Below are 19,597 nucleotides of genomic sequence, written 5' to 3' on the forward strand. Positions count from 1 at the left end.
AGCGAGGGTGATGTAATAGGGAACAAGGATGTTCCCAACGCCAGACACGCCAGATGCCCGCCCCAAACCCATGCCCGCTGTACTCAGCGAGAGCCTGGGCGCTGACCGTGGGCTGATCTGCGGATATCGCCTGCGGCCGAACGCCGCGCCCCAGGAAATTCCTACCGAAGAAGTCGCATCCGCCCTGGTGCAGGCCCAGGCCGGCTCCGACGCCGTCGTCTGGCTGCATTTCAATCTGAGCGACGCACGGGCCCGCCGTTGGCTGCTCGACGCAACGTTTCTACCCGAAGCGTTGCGAGAGCTGTGGCGCGAGCACGATGGCAATCGCCGGGTCGAGTTGGTCGATGATGGCGGTCTGCTGCTGGTGGTCAACGACTTCTCTTATGACGATGCGTCCGATCCGTCCGAAGTCGCGCCGCTGTGGTGCTTCGCGAGCCAGCAGTTGCTGATCACGGCCCGGCTGCACCCGTTGAGGAGCGCCGACGAGCTGCGCCTGCAAATGCGCTCGTACCTCACTGCGTCCTCGGGCATCGAGCTGGCCGCGCAGTTACTCGACATTCGCACCAGCCGGGTAAAGCGGCTGGCCAACGAGATGACGGATCAGCTCGACACCATCGAGGATCGCATTCTGGCCGGCAAGATCGAGCAGCAGCGCGAGCTGCTGGGTCGCAACCGGCGTTTGTGCGCCCGGCTGCGGCGGCAGTTCGCACCGGAGCGCTCGGACTTGAATCGTTTCCTGCACCGGCCGGCAGGGCCGTTGTCCGCGGCGGATCGCGAAGCGCTGCAGTCCTCCACCGATACGCTCGCGTTCGCCCTCGAAGAAATATCCGAGCTGTACGAGCGCGCCAAGCTGCTGCAGGAAGAGCTGGCGTCGCGCCTGGCCGAGAACACCGGTCGCAATTTGTATGTATTGTCGATCGTCACCGCGGTGATGCTGCCGATGACGCTGGTCACCGGCATCTTCGGTATGAACGTCGGTGGCTTGCCTGGCCTGCACGGCGGTCACGCATTCTGGTGGGTAATGCTGCTGATCGTCGCCAGCGGCGCAGTCACGCTCGCTGCGTTCTTCTGGCGCCGATTGTTGTAGTCAGCTCGTTACACGCAGCGCATGACGCTGCAATTTCCCGGTCGCGGTCTTCGGCAGCGAGCTGCGAAATTCAATGGCGCGCGGGTATTTGTACGGCGCGATCGTTTGCTTCACGAACGTTTGCAGTGTTTGCGCGAGCTCCGGCGAGCCGTCGTTGCCATCGTGGAGCACGATGAATGCTTTCACGAGCTGACCGCGGGCTTCATCCGGCACGCCGACCACGGCGCATTCCTTGACCGCGGGATATTCCAGGAGCGCCGCTTCCACTTCCGGACCAGCGATGTTGTAGCCGGCGGAAATGATCATGTCGTCGGCGCGCGCTTCGAAATGGAAGTACCCATCCTCGTCCTGTGAATACAGATCGCCGGTGACATTCCATCCTTGATACACGTAGTCGTGCTGGCGCGGATCATCGAGATAGCGGCATCCCGTCGGGCCCTTCACGGCGAGTCTTCCCACTTTGCCCGGTGGCAGGGGCAGGCCATCGGCATCGAGGATGCACGCTTGATAGCCAGGCAGCGGCTTGCCCGTGGTGCCCGGGTGAATCTGATCGCCCTTGGCGGAAATAAATATATGGATCAGCTCGGTGGCGCCGATGCCATCGATCAGGCGAATGCCAGTCGCGGCGAACCACGCATCCGAGGTGGCTTTGGGCAATGCCTCGCCTGCGGAGATGCAGCGCTTCAGGCTGGAGATATCGAACTTGCTCAGCAGTGGCAGCAGCGATCGATACGCTGTCGGCGATGTGAACAATGCGCTCGCCCGGAAACGTTGCACGGCTGCCAGCAGGTTTTCGCCGCTCGGCTGCTCGACGAGGACGCTGGCCGCGCGGCGACCCAGTGGGAATACGAGCAGGGCGCCCAATCCAAATGTGAAGCCGAGCGGTGGACTGCCGACATAGATGTCCTCGGGTGAAGTCTCGAGCAAATGTCCCGCGACGATCTCGCGCATCGCGAGCACGTCGCGATGGAAATGCATGGTGGCCTTTGGCGTGCCGGTCGTTCCGGAGGTGAATGCGAGCAAACAAACATCGTCACGGGCAGTGTCGACATTGACGAATGTCGAAGCCTGCCCGTTCATCATTTTCTCCAGCTGGCCATCCCCGAATTGCACGGTCTTGCGCAGGCGTCCGCCGAGTTCGGCGGCCTGGTGCAGCTCCTGCACGAAACGTGAGTCGCACAGGGCATGGTCGATTTGCGCGCGCTCGGCGATGACCGACAACTCGTGCGCGCGGAGCAAAGGCATGGTGGTCACCGCGATGGCGCCGGCCTTCATCACGGCCAGCCAGCAGGCAACCAACGTGGGATTGTTCGGGCCTCGCAGCAGCACGCGATTGCCCGGCACGATGCCCATTTCGTTCACCAGCACATTGGCAATGCGATTGCTGCGATCGAGCAGCTCTGCGTAGGTCAAGACGCCGCTGTCGGAGTAGAGCGCGACACGGGCGCCATGGCCTTCGCGGACGGCATCGTCGATGAGCACGACGCCGCAATTGAGATGTTCGGGATATTGCAGCTCGGGCAGATCGAAGCGAAATTCGGGCCACAAGTGCGGCGGCGGCAACCGCTCGTTCGCAAATCCATCCACGTGCGAGGTGTACGGCATGCGAAAGGACTCGGCGAACATCAGGTCACCGCGGCGCGAACGGCATAACGCGGATCTGCCCAGCAGCCGCTGTGGACTACATCAGCCACAGTGTAGGCGGCATCCCAGACATCCTGGTATCGCAGATATAAAGGAGTGAAGCCGAAGCGCAGCAGATCCGGTGCGCGGAAGTCGCCGATCACGCCGCGTTCGATCAGTGCCTGCATGATCGCGTAGCCTTCCGGATGCGCGAAAGAAACATGACTGCCGCGATTGCTCGCATTCGCCGGACTGACCAGTCGCAGCGACGGGCAGATGTCGGCGATGAGATCGACGAACAACTCGCTCAGCCAGCGCGACTTCTGCACGATGTCCTGCATGCGGCTGCGTAAGATCAGATCGACGCCGACCTCCAGGCTCAGGACGCCAAGAATGGACGGCGTGCCGCACAGGAAGCGACGGATGCCGCGGGCCGGCTCGTAGTTATCGATGAACTCGAACGGACGGTTGTGGCCCATCCAGCCCTTGAGCGGCGAAGTGAGCTGGTCCTGCAGCCGTTGCGATACGAACAAAAACGCCGGCGCGCCCGGCCCGCCATTCAGATATTTGTAGCCGCACCCCACGGCCATATCGGCTTCACAGCCGTTCAGATCGATCTCGATCGCGCCGACGCTATGACTTAAATCCCAGATCACCAGCACGCCATGCTCGTGAGCCTTGGCAGTGATGGCTCGCATGTCGTGAATGGCGGCGGTTTTGTAGTGGACATGCGTGAGCATGACCACCGCGGTGTTCGCATCGATGGCGTCGATGATGCGCTCGGCCGGTTCCAGTCGCAGTTGTATCGGACAGCTGCGAGTGCCGATGACGCCTTCGGCCATGTACAGATCGGTGGGGAAGTTGCCGGGCTCGGAGAGCACCACGCAGCGGTCCGGGCGGGCGGCGAGCGCCGCGCCCAGCAGTTTGAACAAGTTGACGGAGGTGGAGTCGGCCACGACGACCTCACCGCTGCGCGCGCCGATCAATCGGGCGATCTTGTCGCCGACTCGCAGCGGCGCATCGATCCACTGATGCTCGTTCCAGCTGCGGATCAGGCCCTGGCCCCATTCCCTGGCGACCACTTCGTCGATCCGGCCGCGGGTCGCTTTGGGCAGCGGGCCGAGCGAGTTGCCGTCCATATAGATGATGCCGCCCGGCAGCTCGAACTCCTCACGGCGGTGGCGCAACGGGTCTTCCTGGTCCCACCGGCGGATCGCCGGGTAGGTAATCGCATCTCGTCGCTCGAAGGTCGTGATCTTGTCGAATTTTCGATGCATCTGGCGGACCCCTGTGCCTGATCGGAAGTGTCGCGCCGAGGCCGCCGGACATTGTTCCGAAAGGCTGGCCTTGCCAAGCTCCTCGAAGAACGATAGTAGTGTCAGCACCCCAATTCGAAGGACAATGTCCCGATGCTGGACAAGACCGAGACCACTATCCTGAAATTGCTCGAAGACGACGGACGACTCTCCTACGCCGAGCTGGGCGAAAAAGTGGGCTTGTCGAAGAGTCCGTGCTGGTCGCGAGTGCGGGAGTTGGAGCGCCAGGGCGTCATCCGGCGTTATCGGGCGGAGATCGACGCGGCGGCCGTCGGGTTGGATTTACACGCCTTCGTGCAAGTGACCATCAACCCGACGCGGCACACCGATTTCGAGGCGGCGGTGAATCGTCATCCATCGGTGTTGGAGTGTTTCACGACGGCCGGGCAGGCGGACTATCTGCTGCACGTCCTGGTGCGTGGCATCGGCGAACTGGATGACTTGCTCCGGGCGCAGATCTCGCGGCTGCCCGGCGTGCAACGATTGGAAACGACGGTCTGCATGAAGACCATCAAGCATCGCGGCTCGGTGATGGCCTGCTTGCGGTGAGCGACGAAAGTAGTGTTACAAAAGTTTAAGGAGTCAGTCATGGTCGGCGGCGTCAGCGCAGTGGTCCTCATCAAGGCCGAAACTTCCAGTGTCAACGAGCTCGCGCAAAAGCTCGTCGAACTCAAAGGCGTCGCCGAAGTGTTCTCGGTGGCGGGTCAGTACGATCTCGTCGCCATCGTGCGCGTCAAGGAAAACGAGCAGTTGGCCGAGGTGGTCAGCGACAAGATGCGCAAGCTGCCCGGAGTGCAGCTGACCGAGACGATGATCGCGTTTCGTGTGTTCACGAAGGCGGCAGTCGAAGGGATGTTCGATCTCGGCAGCTGACCCTCGGCAGCTGACAAGCGCGTCAGGTTCACGTCAGTACTCTTTCGGCATCATGCTCCGCGGTCGCGCTGAACAGGCGCGGCCGAGTTTCAACTGTGGAGCATGCATGAATTCTAAGAACCTCGGCGCAGCCGTTGCCGTCCTGCTAGCAGCCCTGAGTCCGAGCGCATTCGCTCAAACCCCGAACGCCACTGATGTCGCCGCACTTCGTGCGCAGATCGAGGCCCTGCGAGCAGAGCAGGCTCGCATCGCCGAGATGCAGCGTGCGACCGAAGCGAAAATTCGCGCGTTGGAAGCGAGTGTTGGTGCGACCAGTCCTTCGGCTCAGATCTCGCCCGCAGTTGCGCCTTCGTCGCCGGTCCCGCAGTTCGCGAACGTCGATGGCAAGCCGAAGTTGACTGTCTCGGGCGATCTGCGCCTGCGCTATCAAGGCGACTACTCCGATGACGACGTTCGCGCACGTCGCAGCGGGCAGGTTCGTGGCCGTCTCGGTGCGACGTACGCCGTGACCGATCGCGTCACGATCGGCGCTCGACTGGTGACCGGCGATGCAGACGATCCGAACAGCGTCGATGTGCAGATGTCGAACTGGGACGATGACTTTCAGGTCAGCCTCGATCAGGCCTACGCGCAGCTCAACTTCGGCGACTTGAATGTTTATGGCGGCAAGATTCCGCAGCCCTTCGTCCGGACCGACCTGGTGTGGGACGGCGACGTGAACCCGCAGGGCTTGAGCGGCGTGTACAAGCACAAGCTCGGCGACGGTTCGGCGCTGCGCGCCAGCGGCTTGTTCTTCATCGTCGACGAAGATGCGGTTGGCCCGGACAGCACCATGGCGGGCGGCCAGATCGGCTACGACACGGCCGAGCTCGGTAGTTTCAAATTCGATGCGTCCGCAGGCTACTACGACTACACCCTGGGCAGCGTTGTGGGCGCCGACGTGGGCGATTTCCGGAGCAACTTGCGTCGACCCGACGGCAGTTACCTCTCCGACTTCAATCTGGGCAATTTCATCGTCGGCGCGACCTATGCGGGCCTTGGCTCGCAGTGGCCGATACGTTTCGTTGGCGACTATGTGAAGAACTTCGGCGCCGAGACTTCACAGGACACCGGCTACGGCGCGGACCTGGGTATCGGCCGCGTGACTCAGCCACACGACTGGCGCGTGACTTATGGCTACTCGGTGGCGGAGACGGATGCGGTGCTGGGCGCGTTCTCGCACGACAATATCGGCATCGGCACCAACTATGAGTTGCACGCCCTCACGGTCGATTACGTGCCGATGCCGAAGACGCTGGTCACGGCCATCTGGTATCACTACAAGCCCGAAAACTCCTTCGACGCCGGCAGCAATGCCATCGGCGACTGGCTGGATCGGATCCGGGTCGCGTTTCTGGTCTCGTTCTGATAACTGCTACGATGGCGGACATGACACAGCCCGCCACCGCTTACCTCGCAGCCAGCGATCGATATGATCGAGTCCCGTATCGCCCAGTCGGTCGCAGCGGCCTGAAGCTGCCGCCGCTGTCGCTCGGGCTGTGGCACAACTTCGGCGACAACACGCCCCTCGAGCGCCAGCGCGAGATTCTGCGTGCCTCGTTCGATCTCGGCATCACTCACTTCGATCTTGCGAACAACTACGGCACGCCGTACGGCAGCGCCGAGACCAACTTCGGCCGCATCCTCAAGGAAGATTTTCAGGCGCATCGCGACGAGCTGATCATCTCCACCAAAGCTGGGTGGGATATGTGGCCAGGGCCGTACGGGCAGGGCGGCGGCTCACGTAAGTATGTGCTCGCCAGCCTCGATCAGAGTCTGCGGCGCATGGGGCTCGATTACGTCGATATTTTTTATTCGCATCGTTTCGATCCAGAGACGCCGCTCGAGGAAACCGCTTCGGCGCTTGCTACAGCCGTGCAACAGGGCAAGGCGCTCTACGTCGGCATCTCCGCGTATTCGCCCCAGCAGACGCTCGAGATGGAAGCAGCGTTACGGCGCTGGAATATTCCGCTGCTGATCCATCAGCCCTCGTACAGCATTTTCAAACGAGAGATCGAGGCGGGCTTGTTCGAGGCGGTCGAGAAGGTCGGCGCGGGCATGATCTGTTTCTCGCCGCTCCAGCAAGGCTTGCTGACGAACCGCTATCTGCAGGGCATCCCCGCGGACTCACGCGTGGGACGTGGCACTCGCTTCCTGCGGCCGGAGCAGGTGTCTGATGTGGTCGTCAAGAAGGCGGCAGCGCTCAACGAAATTGCTCAGGCACGCGGCCAGTCGCTTGCACAGTTGGCGATTGCGTGGGTTCTGCGCGATCCGCGCATGACGTCTGCGATCATCGGCGCGAGCAGCGTGGCACAGGTGCGAGAGAATCTCGGCGCGCTGAAGCACCTGAGCTTCACGAAGGAAGAGCTGGCGGCCATCGACCGCATCGCTCCAGGGCCGGTGAGCTAGTTCTGATCCAACACCTGGCGGATCTTCGCCGCGAGCTGCTGGATCGTGAAGGGCTTCGGCAGGAACGAGACATCGCGGTCGAGCATGCCGTTGTGAATGACGGCATTGCGCGTGTAGCCGGTGGTGTAGAGCACCCTGGCGCCCGGTCGCAGCTCTCGGACGCGATCCGCGAGTTGCTTGCCGTTCATGTCCGGCATCACCACGTCCGTGAACAAAAGATCGAACGCCACGTCGTCGGTTTCCAGCATCGTGAGCGCCTGCTTTGCATCGGCCGCCTCGATAACCGTGTAGCCCAAGTCACGCAGCAGTTGCACTGACATCCGGCGCACGCGGTCTTCATCTTCGACCACGATAATCACTTCTGACGACGTCCCCTGGAGCTGACGATCCGTGGGCAACGCGTGTTGAACCGGCTCGTCCTCGCCGACGTAGCGAGGGAGGTAGAGCTTCACCGTCGTGCCCTGGCCGACTTCCGAATACATTTTCACGTGGCCGCCGGATTGTTTCGCGAAGCCGTACACCTGCGACAACCCGAGGCCCGTGCCCTGGCCGGGCTTCTTGGTCGTGAAGAAAGGATCGAAGGCGCGCGACAGCACCTCGGCACTCATTCCCATGCCGGTGTCCGTGACGGCGATCGCCACGTACTGACCGGGCCGCACCTCGGCATGCTCCGCGGCGTAGACGTCGTCCAGGTGCGCGTTCATCGTTTCCAGCGTGATCTTGCCGCCCTCGGGCATGGCGTCGCGACCGTTTACGCACAGATTGAGAATGGCGCTCTCGAGTTGCGGCGGATCGGCGAACATGCGCCACAGCCCACCGGCGAGCACCGTTTCCATGCGCACGTTGCCGCCGAGCGTTCGTGTCAGCAGCTCCGACATGCCGCTCACCAGTTTATTTGCGTCCACGACGCGGGGATCGAGCGGTTGCTGGCGCGAGAACGCCAGGAGCCGGGCTGTCAGCTCCGCGGCGCGCGTGGCGCCTTCCAGCGCATGGTCGATGGATCGCGACGCTTTGACCGGATCGCGCTGAAAGTATTTCTTCGCCATGTCGAGCGATCCGATGATGATGGCGAGCATGTTGTTGAAGTCGTGCGCGATGCCGCCGGTGAGCTGGCCGACCACTTCCATCTTCTGCATCTGCCTGACGAGCGCTTCGGCGGCCGCCCGCGATTGAGCCTCGTCGCGCAGTTTCTGATTCGCAGCCTCCAGCTCGGCGGTGCGCTCGGCAACCCGGATTTCGAGCAGGTCATTCAGCTGACGGCGCAGTCGGTCGTCTTGGGCATATTCGGCAAAGCCGCGGTGCATGGCAGCGGTCAACAACAGGATCACGCTGACCAGGGCGACGTAGAAGCCCATGCCGATCCAGTTCGACAGTCCATTGCCAGTCAGGGCCCAGCCCGGCGGCAGCAAAAAGTATCCCGAGATGACCGCGCCGATCACGCCGGCCAGGGCGCCGGCCCGCCAGCCGAAAATAAACGCCGTGAGCACGATGGCGACGAAGAACGTGATGAACGGAAAGCCTTGGAGCACGCCACTGAGCAGCACCCGTACATACATGGCGCCGATGCTGGTCAGCAGGGCAAAGGCATAGCCGAGCCAGCTGTGCTCGCGGAGGAATTGCGTGGCTTCGTACCACTTGCGGATACGTCTTACGAGCATGGGTTCGAGTGGAAGCTGTCCCGCCGACAAAGCGGGCAATCTAGCAAAGCACGTGCTTTCCCGACAGCCGCATCGCCCCCGCGCCGGAACTCATGGGGCGCGCGATCGATTGCTTCGATCGCTGGCAATCCCTGCCGAATGGTCGATCCGAGGTGTTCATGGATGCGTTGTCGCTGCTGCAATGGCCCGCGATGGTCGTCACTCTGGTGGCCGCGTGGCTGGTCGCGTCCCAGTCCAAAGCCCGCCGCAACTGGGGTTTCTGGACGTTCATCGCGAGCAACGTGCTGTGGATCATCTGGGGCTGGCACGAGCAGGCCCTGGCCCTGATCGTCCTGCAGGTCGGCCTGTTCGTCCTGAACCTTCGGGGGGCGAAGAAGAATGAGCCGGCGGGGACATGAAATCGCGTCGAGCTGCTAGAATGCCGCCCGTTGCGCCCGTAGCTCAGTGGATAGAGCGACCGCCTCCTAAGCGGTAGGTCGCAGGTTCAACTCCTGCCGGGCGCACCAACTCTCGGTCCAACAACATCCAATCACCCCACCGTCGGCCCGATCTTGGGATCGATGGCCGACGGGGGAGGTGAGCGAAGATTGCGATGTCGCTCCTAAAGACGTGCTGCCTGCGATGCGCGCCCGCGACTTCCTAAGGCCAGTCCCAGAAGAGAGATTCCGAACAAGCCTAACGTTGATGGCTCCGGCACATCGACAATGTTGAGCTTGCCACCATTCTCCAGCACGATTCTTTGGCTGAACTGGCTACCGTCTCTTAGCAGTCCAGAAAGGATTCCATCGGTGTAGCTAAACCCGGTGCCGAAAATGTTGAGTTGCCCAAACTCCCCAATCAGGAAGGTGTTGGTTGCAAAACTTCCGCCAAAGATGTTTAGACTGGTGTACAAGCTCAGCAAAGGCGTGTCACCCGGCAGGTTCGTGCCAGTAAACGTGCCTCCAGTAATGGACCTGTCTCCCCCAGTTTCGTTGTAGTCTCCCAGGTACATACTTCCTGTGACCAGTCCACCCGAGATGGATACGTTCCAGGCCGCGTCGCTCCAGAGTCGTCCGTCTACAACGCCGTCTGTCATAGCGAAGTCAGCGAATATCCATTCGACCTTGTTACCAACGTAGCCTCCTGAGATCTCAACAAACTGATTGTCGACCGAGATGCCGCCGAGCACTGATCCGCCCGAGATGGCGATGTCAGGAACTAGCATGTTGCCGTGACTAGCATAACCGGTCAGCTGTCCAGTCACGGTCCCAGATTTGACCGTGGTGGTGCCATTCCACCAGAACGTGCCACCGACCAGCGTGCCTCCGTCGACGACGAGATGACCATCACCCTCAGTGATGGTGCCGATCACGGTGCCACCGGGTTTGATCCGCAACTCTCCATCGAGCCTGATCTCTTCGGCGACAACTGGACTTGTAACTTTATAAACCTGGCCGGCTTCATAAGTTACGAATGCGCCCGATGCCTCAAACGATGCGATGAGTGCGAGGCAGGCCGAAACAGCTATGGTTTTAGTGTGCACAATGTCTCCTCCTTAAGGACCGAGAGAGGCGCAGCAACAAGTGTGCCACCGGCGATTTTCTGCATTTTCAAAGTGATTTAGCTGGGTGTAACGTTTCCTTATGTAAATCGCATCGACACGCCGAGCTGCAAACGTTCGTCTCGTTGGAGGCCGCGTGCGATTACATTTTTCGGCAACGTTACGCCGCTGCAGTTGCTCGCGGGTCGATCGGTCATGGCGATTGCAGTGGCGGACGTCAATCAAGATGGCAGGATGGACCTGATCACGTCGATTTCCGACACGGGACTCGCATCGGGGACGCAAAGCGTGTTCCTGAACACGGCCTCGTCCGCCGAGCCGTTCGCGAGTTCTGAAGCGCTCCAGCCCAGCGGCAATCTCGGCCGCGGCTGTCTCGACATAGCGGTCGGAGATGTGAACGGTGACGCTCGCCCCGATCTGTTGTTCTCCTGCTCAGCGCCAGGGTGGAACGCCAATCCGGCCCCGGAAAACCCGGCGGTGGGTTCGATCTATCTCCACAGCGGCGCGACAAATCCATTCGCTAACACCAGTCCCGTCGATAGTCCCGCGACCTCCTTGAGCGGCTATGGACGAGGCGTTGACGTCGGCACGCTCGTTGCCAACGCAGCACCTGTTGTCCTTGTGGTAGACGGGGCCTCGAACTATGGCGCGTACTATCCGACTGTTCTTGCTCAGGATCCGATCGCGCAGAACGACTCTGTTGTCGTTGCGATCAATACGGGGCTGCAGATCGATGTGCTGGCCAATGACACCGCAGCGTCGGGTCAGACGCTGGATGTCAGCTCACTTAAAATCACCGAGACTCCGCAGCACGGGACCGCGACGGTGAACGCGAGCGGTTCGGTAACCTATGCCGCGGCATCGGGATATGCAGGCTTGGACGTGTTCGCGTACACAGTGCGCGACAGCCTCGGTGCCCGATCTCAGCGGGCCGTTGTCAACATCGCCGTCCAACCTGCACCGGTTGCTACCAACGACTTGAGAACGCTCGCTGCGGGTCAGTCCGTCACACTCGATGTGCTAGCCAACGATACAAGCAGCGGCACGCTTGAGGCTGCATCGATAACGATCGCGGTCCAGCCTCTGCACGGCACCGCCGTCGTTACAAACGGTCAGGTCGTCTATGCGCCTGCTGCAGGCTACGCGGGTGTCGACGCGTTCCAGTACTGCGTTACAGATAATCTGGGAAGCGTGTCCAACGTTGCTACCGTCAGTTTGAGTGTCCAGCCGGCACCCATTGCAACGAACGACGCCTCCAGTGTTCAGGCCAATCAAAGCGTCACGATCAATGTCCTGACCAATGACAGGAGCGAGGGGGGGCACGCTGGACAACGCATCGATCACGATCGTCAATGGCCCCGCACATGGAACCGCCGCCGTCTCCAACGGATCGGTGACCTATGCACCGACTGCCGGCTATTCCGGTTCCGACAGCTTCCAATATTCCGTGCGAGACAACTTGGGTACGACATCGAACGCCGCTACGGTCTCGGTTCAAGTGACCGCGTCGCGCTCTGGAGGTGGCGGAGGAGGCGGAGGTGGTGCGATCGGTGCGGCGGAGCTTGTGCTGCTCGGGTTCCTCGTTGCCGTCAGCCGTCGCAGGGTCCGATCACGCCGGTATTGCCATTGAAAAGTAAGGTTTCTCGATGCCGACCTGGCGGTAGCTCCCGCCAAATTCGGCGCTCCAGCGTCGCGCGACCTCCTGCTCCTCCGGTCGCTGAGCGTCGTCGAGCAATATCGTGCTTCCTTTCAGCCGATCTCCCATAACGGGCAGCAGCCCGTAGCGTCCGCCCATTGTCGTGCTCGTCGGCGGGCCGTCGCAGATGGTTAGCGCGAATCGGCTCGGGAGGGATGCCTCATGTGGCGGGTCGTACCATTGAAAGCCGTTGTATGTTTTCAGTGGGCTGCAGAAGATCGATACGCTTTCAATCTCATATCGTTCGAGGCAGGCGCGAACGCGCTGAGCCCACGGCTCGGAATGCTCGAGCGTGCAGACGCGGACGCCTTTGCTTTGAGCCACTACCCCAAGTAGCAGTGTGGTCAATCCAGAGCCGCATTCCAGGATGTCGCCTTCAGCGTCGCGTGCGGCGCGAGCACACGCAATCAGGTATTCGTCGAGAGCCGACCACTGCGCATTTCCCCAGCCATAGATCAGCTTGGGAATTGCACGTGTGTCCTGCGTTCTTTGGAACTTCCGCATCGCGCTGCGAAAAGTACTCCGCTTTTTCTGCTCGATGACCGCCTTTCTGAGCTTGCGCAGAGGTGTGCGTACTGGTCCAGGGATAAAAGCCGCCAAAGAAGCCATGATGAGTTCCCGGTCAATTTTGAATAGAGACCGTCGCGCGTTGTGGGGTAGCCCATGCTGCCTTCTTCCGAGCGACTTACAGGATTGCAGGGACGGGTCTTGAGTGGTTGTAAACGAAACCCAAGAAAGTTGGTATCGCCGTGCTGCTTACATTCAACGATCAGTTGTGGCAGCTAATGCTCAGACGCTTGAAGCCATGTAGGCACGACACGTTGCCGCCATATAAATTTGATATAGTGCGGCGCCGTTCACTCGCAAGGTGCAGCAATGAACAAGACTCTAATCGTCTGCCTGGCATCCTTCGGTCTGTTCGCCTGTTCAAAAGAATCACCGCCGCCTGCAGCGACCACGGCGCCGCCGGCCGAGCCAACGGCACAACAGGCTTCGCCCAGCGAGCAATTGGACGCAGTGCTCGCGGCTCAGTCCGATGCGGACAAGGCGCGTTATGCGGCTCGTCATCCGAAGGAAATGTTGGAGTTCTTCGAGGTGAAGCCCGGCATGACGGTCGTCGACACCCTGCCTGGAGACGTTTGGTTCGCGGGCATCCTGGCGGACTATCTCGGTCCGCAGGGCAAGGTCATCGCCGCCGACTATTCCAAGGAAATGTGGCAGCTGTTTGGGGACTACTCGCCCAAACCCGAGGAGAAGGCCAAGTGGGCTGCGGAGTTCACCAGCAAGATGGAAGCGAAGCGCGGGGCCGATGATGCAGCCGTCGTTGCGGTTCATTTCAGTGAGATTCCGGATGATCTCGCTGGTACAGCCGATGTGATCCTGGTCAGCCGCGCCGTCCATCACTGGATGCGAATGGAAGACAAGGGCCAGTGGATGACCAAGGCGCTCGCGGATATGAACAAGATGCTGAAGCCGGGCGGCATCGTCGGTGTGGAGGCGCATCGCGCGCCCGAGGCGGCCTCGGATGCGTGGGCCAAGGGCGATCAGGGCTATGTGAAGCAGTCAGCGGTGGTCGCCGCGTTCGAGAAGGCAGGGTTCGAACTGGTGGAAGCGAGCGAGATCAACGCCAATCCGAAAGATCAGCCCACGGAGAAGGACTTCGTGTGGCGGTTGCCACCGACGCTCGCCACCAGCCAGAACGATCCCGAGCTCAAGGCCAAGATGGAAGCCATCGGCGAGAGCGATCGCATGACGTTGAAGTTCAGGAAGAAGGCGGCCGCGTAACGAGAAACGCGCCATTGCGGTGCTGGTGATGCTCACTATCTCTGCGCATCACCTTGAACTGCCTCGGAGTTCAGCGCCAGGTGCGTGATCTCGCGCTGTTGCCATGGACCTGATCGAGGAGCCCGAGCCGGAATCGCTGGTTCATTCACTTTTCCTATCGGCCTTCAATGCTTCATTTAGGAGCCGCGCGTCCTCTGACACTTTGCACAGCCGCCGTATGCATTTAAAGCGCTGGCTGTGCCTTTCGCCTTGAGCGCCACAGGAATGCAGCGCCCGCCATGAACAGCCATAGCGTGCTCGGTTCCGGAACCTCTACAACCCTGAAGCGCAAACGGTCGATCATCGCGGGCTCACTTTCGCCGCCGATAACTACGCGATGGATATTCGCGTTCCTGTACTCACTTCGATACACGGGAAAAGCAGGCAGAGCATCGGGATAGTAGATGCCGTTGTAAGCGATCACGCTGTCTTCCCATCCGAAATACTCGTAGTGAATTAGGTCGTCATTCCAGTCGTAGAAAAACCAGTGCGCTGGATCCTGAGTAATGCCGCCTGCGTCTCCACCATCCCAATCACCCTCCGCCATGAGAATACTCACGTAGTCCACAGGACGATTGAACGTTACTGTGAACGCACCGCCATAGCCAATTTCAGATGTCCACTTACCATAGGTATCGAATTCAGAAGGCTGATTGTCGATCGTTGGCGCCATCCATTCATGAAAGCCAACGGTGGACCCGTATCCAAAAACGTTGGCACGGAGCGGCCCCGTAGAGAGCATTTCCCAACTACCCCCGGAGACTTCCCAGCCGCCTGTAACCACACTGCGGGAGATAACTTCGTCTCCGTTAACGAGTCTGAGCGCTGCGTAGGGGGAGATATCAGAAAGGTTCGTCCCAGGGGCGTACTTGTCTGGCTCTATCGTGATCATCTTGGCGGGCGTAGCGATAGGCAGAATCAAGCTTAGAAAGATTAGAGCGCGCATATATCCCCCAGAAGCTACCGTGTTAGACATGAGTCGGCCGGATCACGCGCGGCATCTTGCGCCGCACGATCGCAACTCCGAATAGACCGAACGCAAACAGGGCTATCACAGATGGTTCAGGCACGTCATGGATGTTCAAAGCACCCGTCCCCGTAACGACTATGCGTTGACTGAGCCAATTCCCGTCTGTCAGATACCCGCTAAGAAGGCCATCGGTGAAGCGGAAATTGCGTCCGTAGATATTGAGAGCACCCTCATCACCGACATGAAACTCATTCTGGGCGAATTGGCCACCGAAGATGTCCAGATTCGTGTAGAGACTCAGCAACGGTGAAGACGCATACATGTTCGCCGCCGTGAAGGTACCGCCCGTAATAACTCGAGAGTTCCACGTATCGTTATAGTCGTCGAAGAACATGTTGCCCGTTATGATCCCGCCGGTGATGGCTATCTCCCAGGCAGCGTCGCTGTACAACCCACCATCTACGATGCCGCCGGTCATTGTGAAATCAGTAAAGATCCAATCGGCACCCCAGCCACCGACATAGCCGCCTGTTATTAGAATCTCCTGGTTGTCCGTGAATACGCCGCCCAAAACGTTGCCGCCGTGGATCTGAACTTCAGCTACTCGCTCATCAGCGTGGCCGGCCCACCCAGTGATCGCGCCAGTAACCGTGCCTGATTCGACGATCACCACGTGGCCAGAGTAGTTGGTCGTTCCTGCGAGCGTGCCGCCGGCCACGGTCAATCGACCTTGGCCCTCAACGTTGCCGATCAATGTGCCGCCAGGACCGATCACCAGATGGGTGTCGGGACTGGCGAGTTTAATATCAGCAATCAGTGGCCCGGTGAGATTGTGTGTAGCGCCATCATCGTATGTGATGACTGTCGCCGATGCACTGGAGGTCGCGATGCAAAGGAGAAGTGGGCTTGCGGTTCGTTTTAGTTTTGTAATCATGTGAAACTGATCCCGCCGATGGACGGAATAATGACGCAATTCAAATGCAAATGCATCTTCTCAGTGAGATGGAGGCAAACAATCAGTGTTGTGTAGCAGGTGCTGTTAAGAGACCCGACAGGAAAGTGATCGAGCAAGTGATACTAGGGCCCTACTTCGAGTGCCGACGCAAGCTCAAGGATGCGTGACGCCAAAGCCCACGCACTGCGTCTGAGTACGACCACGCCGGAGGGCCCACGACGGTTACGGACGTAGTGAACGAAGGAAATTTGCTAATAGACGGACCCGTCGGAGGGAAAATCGAGATCTTGGAGGATCATCAGGCAGGTAGATACAAAGTTGTTTGGAAATGAGTCGGTCGAGTTGTGCAGGACCTCGCGTGCTTTGTCGTTCTCGTGCGAGCACTCGTTTCAGTGCTTCTGATGATGCGGAACGAATATTCTAATTGGCTGCGCCGCAGGTCGGAGAATCGCGTCTTTGCTTGCTTCAGAGTTGCTTGCGGGGGGGGGGTGATTTGAGGGCAGGATGCAAAGAGAACACTACAACAACAGGGGCTCTACACCATGTTTAACCCGCAAATACTGGCCCTCGTACAGGCTGGAACGTGTGCAATTGTGGTTGTTTCTCCAGACAATGAGCGATCGATTTCGCTTCAAAACTTAGGCATCGTCGGTACCGGTTTTCTAATCGGCTCAAGAACGATCGTCACCGCGGGCCATGTCTCGGCCGAACTTCACAAGGAGGGTGTTGTCGGTTACCGCCGCATGGCGGCGTTTGCCACATTGAGTCCTGATGGAGTTCCTGGATTCGATATGGTGCCCACCACTTACATGGCCACGATATCGGGATCGAAGATTGACGCCTTCGATATTAGGAGCTCAGCAGACATCTCGCTGCTGAGGCTCGATAGGGCAGTAGACTACCCACCATTAAGACCTGCAGACGAGGGTGACCTTGTAGTCGGCAGGCCGGTTGCTGTCTGCGGGTACCCCTCGGGGGCGCGGTTACTTTTTGGCGGCACAGACGTCGAGAGGGTCGGCCCCACCTTCCAGTACGGGTTTATATCGGGCGTAAGCCCATCAAACTTTGTTCCAGGATCTCATGCAACCGGGTTCCTGGCTTCCTACCTCACAGCGCAAACGCTGAGCGGCGCACCTGTTTTTTCAGACAGAGGGAAGGTTCTAGGTATCCACTGGGGCGGGCACAAGCCATTTGGCAAGGCAAGCGAAATGGGCGCTATCGGCTTCTGCGTGCCGTTCATGTATAGCCATTTCATGCTGATGTTCGGCAACGCTGCCGAAGTATTTAGGGACATGGACTCCAAGTAGGCGGCGGGTGGCTGTATGCGGATATCGGGCGGGGTTCCTGCAGAGGTATGTGGGAGCTGCGTACACATTGGTGCATGCAAAAAAATCTCATGATTCTTGGATGGGGCGCGATTCTCGACTCACTTTCTGTGGGCATCGCCTTTGAACTGCCCCTGATTCAGCGTCAGATGCGTGATCTCGCCCTGAGGGTTGCCATGGAACTGAATCGTCGCGTCGACGACCTTGCTGAAGAAGGTGTCCGCGGTTTCGGCGTATAGACGATCGGTGCCTTGTCCCGTCGGGTGCAGGATGAGTTGCTCACCTTCGAGCTTGATGACCAGGTCGAAACCGGGACGGAGCTGATAGGTCCCCACAAATTTTTTCAGCGCGCTGACGGGCAGGGGAATCTCCCGCTTCACCGCAACCGTATCGCTAGTGCGCTTCGCCCTGATCTCGCGTCCTCCCTGATAGAGGATGACGTGCGTGACCTTGCCATCGGTTTCCACGAACTCCCACTGTGCGTCGACGACTTTGAGAAAGAAGCGTGTTTGCGACTCCGCAAAGGTCGGCACACGTTGCTGGCCGGATACCTGCGTCATGAGTTGATCGCCCTCGAGCGTCACCATGACGTTCAGCTGCGGGGACAAGGCATAAGTGCCGACGTATCTTTCGAGCACTCGCCGTGGGACAGTGATTTCCTTGCGCTCGTGACTCAGTACGACCGCATCGCCATGCGCCAGAGAGCCGAGCTTCGCGGCGATTTCCGCCGGCGCGTTGCCGTTCAAGTTGGCGAGCGCCACCACGGACACTTGGGTGTCCGGGTAATAGGCCAGAAGTGTGTTGAAGCCTTCGATGCCACCGCCATGGCTGTACATCTTGCGCTTGCCGGTGTGCACGGCGAGGCCGAGCGCATAATCGTTCTTGAAAGGCGTGGTCATTTTCGCCAGCGATGCCGCCGACAGCAGCTTGCCGCCGTATAGCTGGCGTTGCCAACGCAGCAGATCCTCGGTCGTCGAATACAGCCCGCCTGCAGCATGCGGGATGCTCATGTGGACGAAATCGGCATTGACCATCGACTCGCCGCTGCGCGTGTATCCAGCCGCTCTGCGAGCGATGATCGGCGCATTCGAGTCGTAGCCCGAGTCCTTCATGCCGAGCGGCGTAAAGATGTTGGCTTGAACGAAGTCGGCATACGACATGCCGGAAGCCTTTTCGATGACGTAACCCAGCAGCACATAGCCCGAGTTCGAGTACGCCATCTTCTCGCCCGGGGCGAACTCGAGCGGCTTGTCCTTGAACAGGCCCATGAGCTCCGTCACCGGGGTTGGGAACTGCTTGAGTTTGTCGAACTCGGGGAAACTGGTGAAATTCGGAATGCCAGACGTATGCGTCAGCAGATGCTCGAGCGTTACGCTGTCCCACGCAGCGGGCGCCTCGCCAAAATGTTTCTTGATGGGATCGTCCAGCTTCAGTTTGCCGCGCTCCTCCAGCAGCAAAATGCTGGCGCTCGTGAATTGCTTGGTGATCGATCCGATGCGGTACTTCGTCGTCGACGTGTTCGCGATGTCCCACTCGAGGTTCGCACTGCCGTATGACTTATGGAACACGATCTGGTCGGCACGCGCCACGAGTACCGTGCCCATGAACTGCTTGCGATCGACCAGATGCTGTACGATCTGATCCATGCGCTGGGTTTCCTGCGCATGTGAGACTGCCGACAAGAGCAAGGCCGTCGCCGCGATCGCGCTCCGAAACGCCGTCCAGTCCATGGGAGTCCCTCGGTCTGTTTTCGTGCATCATAGCTGCACACGAAAACCTCGGCAAAAACCTGTCGGCAACCCTACGATGCTATCGAGCTTGCTTCAACAGTACGGCTATCTGGCTGTGTTCGTCGGCTCCCTGGCCGAAGGCGAAAGCATGCTGCTCCTCGGCGGATTCGCGGCTCATCGAGGTTACCTGGAACTGCCCTGGGTGATCGTCACAGCGTTCGTCGCGGGCGTGGTCAGCGACCAGATCTACTTTCAATTGGGTCGCCGGTACGGAGCTCGAATTCTGATGCGCCGGCCCAAGCTGCGCGCCAAGATCGACGTAGCGTTACGGCTCGTTGAGCAACGCGGCACCTTGATCGTTCTCGGCATGCGCTTCATGTGGGGCTTGCGCATCGCGCTGCCCATGGCGATCGGCATGAGCGGAATTGTCAACGGTCATTCAAATTTCCCCATCTGCGGTCATTGAGAATTCCTCACCCACCCGCCCGGTCCTCAGTTAATCGTGGTGGTGGGTTCCTCTGAGCGAATCAACCCGGCCTTGAGCTTCTCCTT

At 59.9% G+C, this 19,597-nt stretch carries 18 protein-coding genes, 1 tRNA gene and 1 pseudogene; 12 read left to right on the top strand and 8 right to left on the bottom strand.

Going from position 1 to position 19,597, the window contains the following annotated elements:
• The first annotated feature begins 28 nt into the window (after positions 1-28).
• A complete protein-coding gene (locus tag EK373_RS31575) occupies positions 29-1,087 on the top strand; it encodes a CorA family divalent cation transporter (protein ID WP_129649353.1) in 1,059 nt (352 codons plus the stop codon).
• Here the strand turns inward: EK373_RS31575 and EK373_RS31580 are convergent, their stop codons facing one another.
• Together EK373_RS31580 and kynU are read right to left on the bottom strand one after the other, a co-directional pair.
• The gene (locus EK373_RS31580; protein WP_129649378.1) at positions 1,088-2,692 is read right to left on the bottom strand and encodes an AMP-binding protein; all 1,605 of its coding nucleotides are present in this window, start codon (positions 2,690-2,692) and stop codon (positions 1,088-1,090) included. It abuts the gene before it with no gap.
• 20 nt (positions 2,693-2,712) lie between these two features.
• The gene (kynU, locus tag EK373_RS31585) at positions 2,713-3,987 is read right to left on the bottom strand and encodes a kynureninase (RefSeq protein ID WP_129649354.1); all 1,275 of its coding nucleotides are present in this window, start codon (positions 3,985-3,987) and stop codon (positions 2,713-2,715) included.
• Between the two features lie 132 nt (positions 3,988-4,119).
• On the opposite strand from kynU, the gene EK373_RS31590 reads away from it, so the two are divergent.
• The 4 genes from EK373_RS31590 to mgrA all read left to right on the top strand — a co-directional run bounded on the left by EK373_RS31590 (position 4,120) and on the right by mgrA (position 7,347).
• Positions 4,120-4,575: an Lrp/AsnC family transcriptional regulator gene (locus tag EK373_RS31590; RefSeq protein ID WP_198683799.1), complete on the top strand. Its 456-nt coding sequence runs from the start codon at positions 4,120-4,122 to the stop codon at positions 4,573-4,575.
• A gap of 39 nt (positions 4,576-4,614) precedes the next feature.
• A complete protein-coding gene (locus EK373_RS31595) occupies positions 4,615-4,899 on the top strand; it encodes an Lrp/AsnC family transcriptional regulator (RefSeq protein WP_129649355.1) in 285 nt (94 codons plus the stop codon).
• 106 nt (positions 4,900-5,005) lie between these two features.
• Positions 5,006-6,307 carry a putative porin gene (locus EK373_RS31600; protein ID WP_157994628.1) on the top strand — a complete coding sequence of 434 codons (1,302 nt, stop codon included), beginning with the start codon at positions 5,006-5,008 and terminating at the stop codon, positions 6,305-6,307.
• Positions 6,308-6,327: 20 nt separating this feature from the next.
• Positions 6,328-7,347 carry an L-glyceraldehyde 3-phosphate reductase gene (gene mgrA / locus EK373_RS31605; protein ID WP_129649357.1) on the top strand — a complete coding sequence of 340 codons (1,020 nt, stop codon included), beginning with the start codon at positions 6,328-6,330 and terminating at the stop codon, positions 7,345-7,347.
• On the opposite strand, the gene EK373_RS31610 is transcribed toward mgrA, so the two are convergent.
• Complete coding sequence (locus EK373_RS31610) at positions 7,344-9,005, bottom strand: response regulator (RefSeq protein WP_129649358.1); 1,662 nt, start codon at positions 9,003-9,005, stop codon at positions 7,344-7,346. The genes mgrA and EK373_RS31610 overlap by 4 nt on opposite strands.
• Positions 9,006-9,097: 92 nt before the next feature.
• On the opposite strand from EK373_RS31610, the gene EK373_RS31615 reads away from it, so the two are divergent.
• Both EK373_RS31615 and EK373_RS31620 read left to right on the top strand, forming a co-directional pair.
• The gene (locus EK373_RS31615; protein WP_232831407.1) at positions 9,098-9,403 is read left to right on the top strand and encodes a hypothetical protein; all 306 of its coding nucleotides are present in this window, start codon (positions 9,098-9,100) and stop codon (positions 9,401-9,403) included.
• A gap of 32 nt (positions 9,404-9,435) precedes the next feature.
• Positions 9,436-9,511: transfer RNA gene (locus EK373_RS31620), tRNA-Arg, on the top strand.
• Positions 9,512-9,606: 95 nt separating this feature from the next.
• On the opposite strand, the gene EK373_RS31625 is transcribed toward EK373_RS31620, so the two are convergent.
• Complete coding sequence (locus EK373_RS31625; RefSeq protein WP_129649359.1) at positions 9,607-10,527, bottom strand: PEP-CTERM sorting domain-containing protein; 921 nt, start codon at positions 10,525-10,527, stop codon at positions 9,607-9,609.
• Between the two features lie 252 nt (positions 10,528-10,779).
• Between EK373_RS31625 and EK373_RS34480 the strand changes: the two are divergent.
• Both EK373_RS34480 and EK373_RS34485 read left to right on the top strand, forming a co-directional pair.
• Positions 10,780-11,658 (top strand): annotated as a pseudogene (locus EK373_RS34480) (Ig-like domain-containing protein); the annotation flags it as partial.
• A 187-nt stretch (positions 11,659-11,845) separates the two neighbouring features.
• The gene (locus EK373_RS34485) at positions 11,846-12,175 is read left to right on the top strand and encodes an Ig-like domain-containing protein (protein ID WP_407676232.1); all 330 of its coding nucleotides are present in this window, start codon (positions 11,846-11,848) and stop codon (positions 12,173-12,175) included.
• Here EK373_RS34485 and EK373_RS33900 read toward each other — a convergent pair.
• On the bottom strand, positions 12,155-12,850 hold the full coding sequence (locus EK373_RS33900) for a hypothetical protein (protein ID WP_232831409.1): 696 nt from the start codon (positions 12,848-12,850) through the stop codon (positions 12,155-12,157). The genes EK373_RS34485 and EK373_RS33900 overlap by 21 nt on opposite strands.
• Positions 12,851-13,117: 267 nt before the next feature.
• On the opposite strand from EK373_RS33900, the gene EK373_RS31635 reads away from it, so the two are divergent.
• The gene (locus tag EK373_RS31635; RefSeq protein ID WP_129649361.1) at positions 13,118-14,026 is read left to right on the top strand and encodes a class I SAM-dependent methyltransferase; all 909 of its coding nucleotides are present in this window, start codon (positions 13,118-13,120) and stop codon (positions 14,024-14,026) included.
• A gap of 223 nt (positions 14,027-14,249) precedes the next feature.
• On the opposite strand, the gene EK373_RS31640 is transcribed toward EK373_RS31635, so the two are convergent.
• On the bottom strand, positions 14,250-15,011 hold the full coding sequence (locus EK373_RS31640; protein ID WP_157994629.1) for a PEP-CTERM sorting domain-containing protein: 762 nt from the start codon (positions 15,009-15,011) through the stop codon (positions 14,250-14,252).
• Between the two features lie 22 nt (positions 15,012-15,033).
• Complete coding sequence (locus tag EK373_RS31645; protein WP_129649363.1) at positions 15,034-15,969, bottom strand: PEP-CTERM sorting domain-containing protein; 936 nt, start codon at positions 15,967-15,969, stop codon at positions 15,034-15,036.
• Between the two features lie 563 nt (positions 15,970-16,532).
• Here EK373_RS31645 and EK373_RS31650 point away from each other — a divergent pair.
• On the top strand, positions 16,533-17,297 hold the full coding sequence (locus EK373_RS31650; protein WP_129649364.1) for a S1 family peptidase: 765 nt from the start codon (positions 16,533-16,535) through the stop codon (positions 17,295-17,297).
• A 119-nt stretch (positions 17,298-17,416) separates the two neighbouring features.
• Here the strand turns inward: EK373_RS31650 and EK373_RS31655 are convergent, their stop codons facing one another.
• The gene (locus EK373_RS31655) at positions 17,417-18,961 is read right to left on the bottom strand and encodes a serine hydrolase (protein ID WP_232831411.1); all 1,545 of its coding nucleotides are present in this window, start codon (positions 18,959-18,961) and stop codon (positions 17,417-17,419) included.
• Positions 18,962-19,121: 160 nt separating this feature from the next.
• On the opposite strand from EK373_RS31655, the gene EK373_RS34555 reads away from it, so the two are divergent.
• Complete coding sequence (locus EK373_RS34555) at positions 19,122-19,511, top strand: DedA family protein (RefSeq protein WP_157994630.1); 390 nt, start codon at positions 19,122-19,124, stop codon at positions 19,509-19,511.
• The last annotated feature ends 86 nt before the right edge of the window (positions 19,512-19,597 follow it).

The sequence above is a fragment of the Peristeroidobacter agariperforans genome (assembly GCF_004138335.1).
GTDB classification, from domain to species: domain Bacteria; phylum Pseudomonadota; class Gammaproteobacteria; order Steroidobacterales; family Steroidobacteraceae; genus Steroidobacter; species Steroidobacter agariperforans.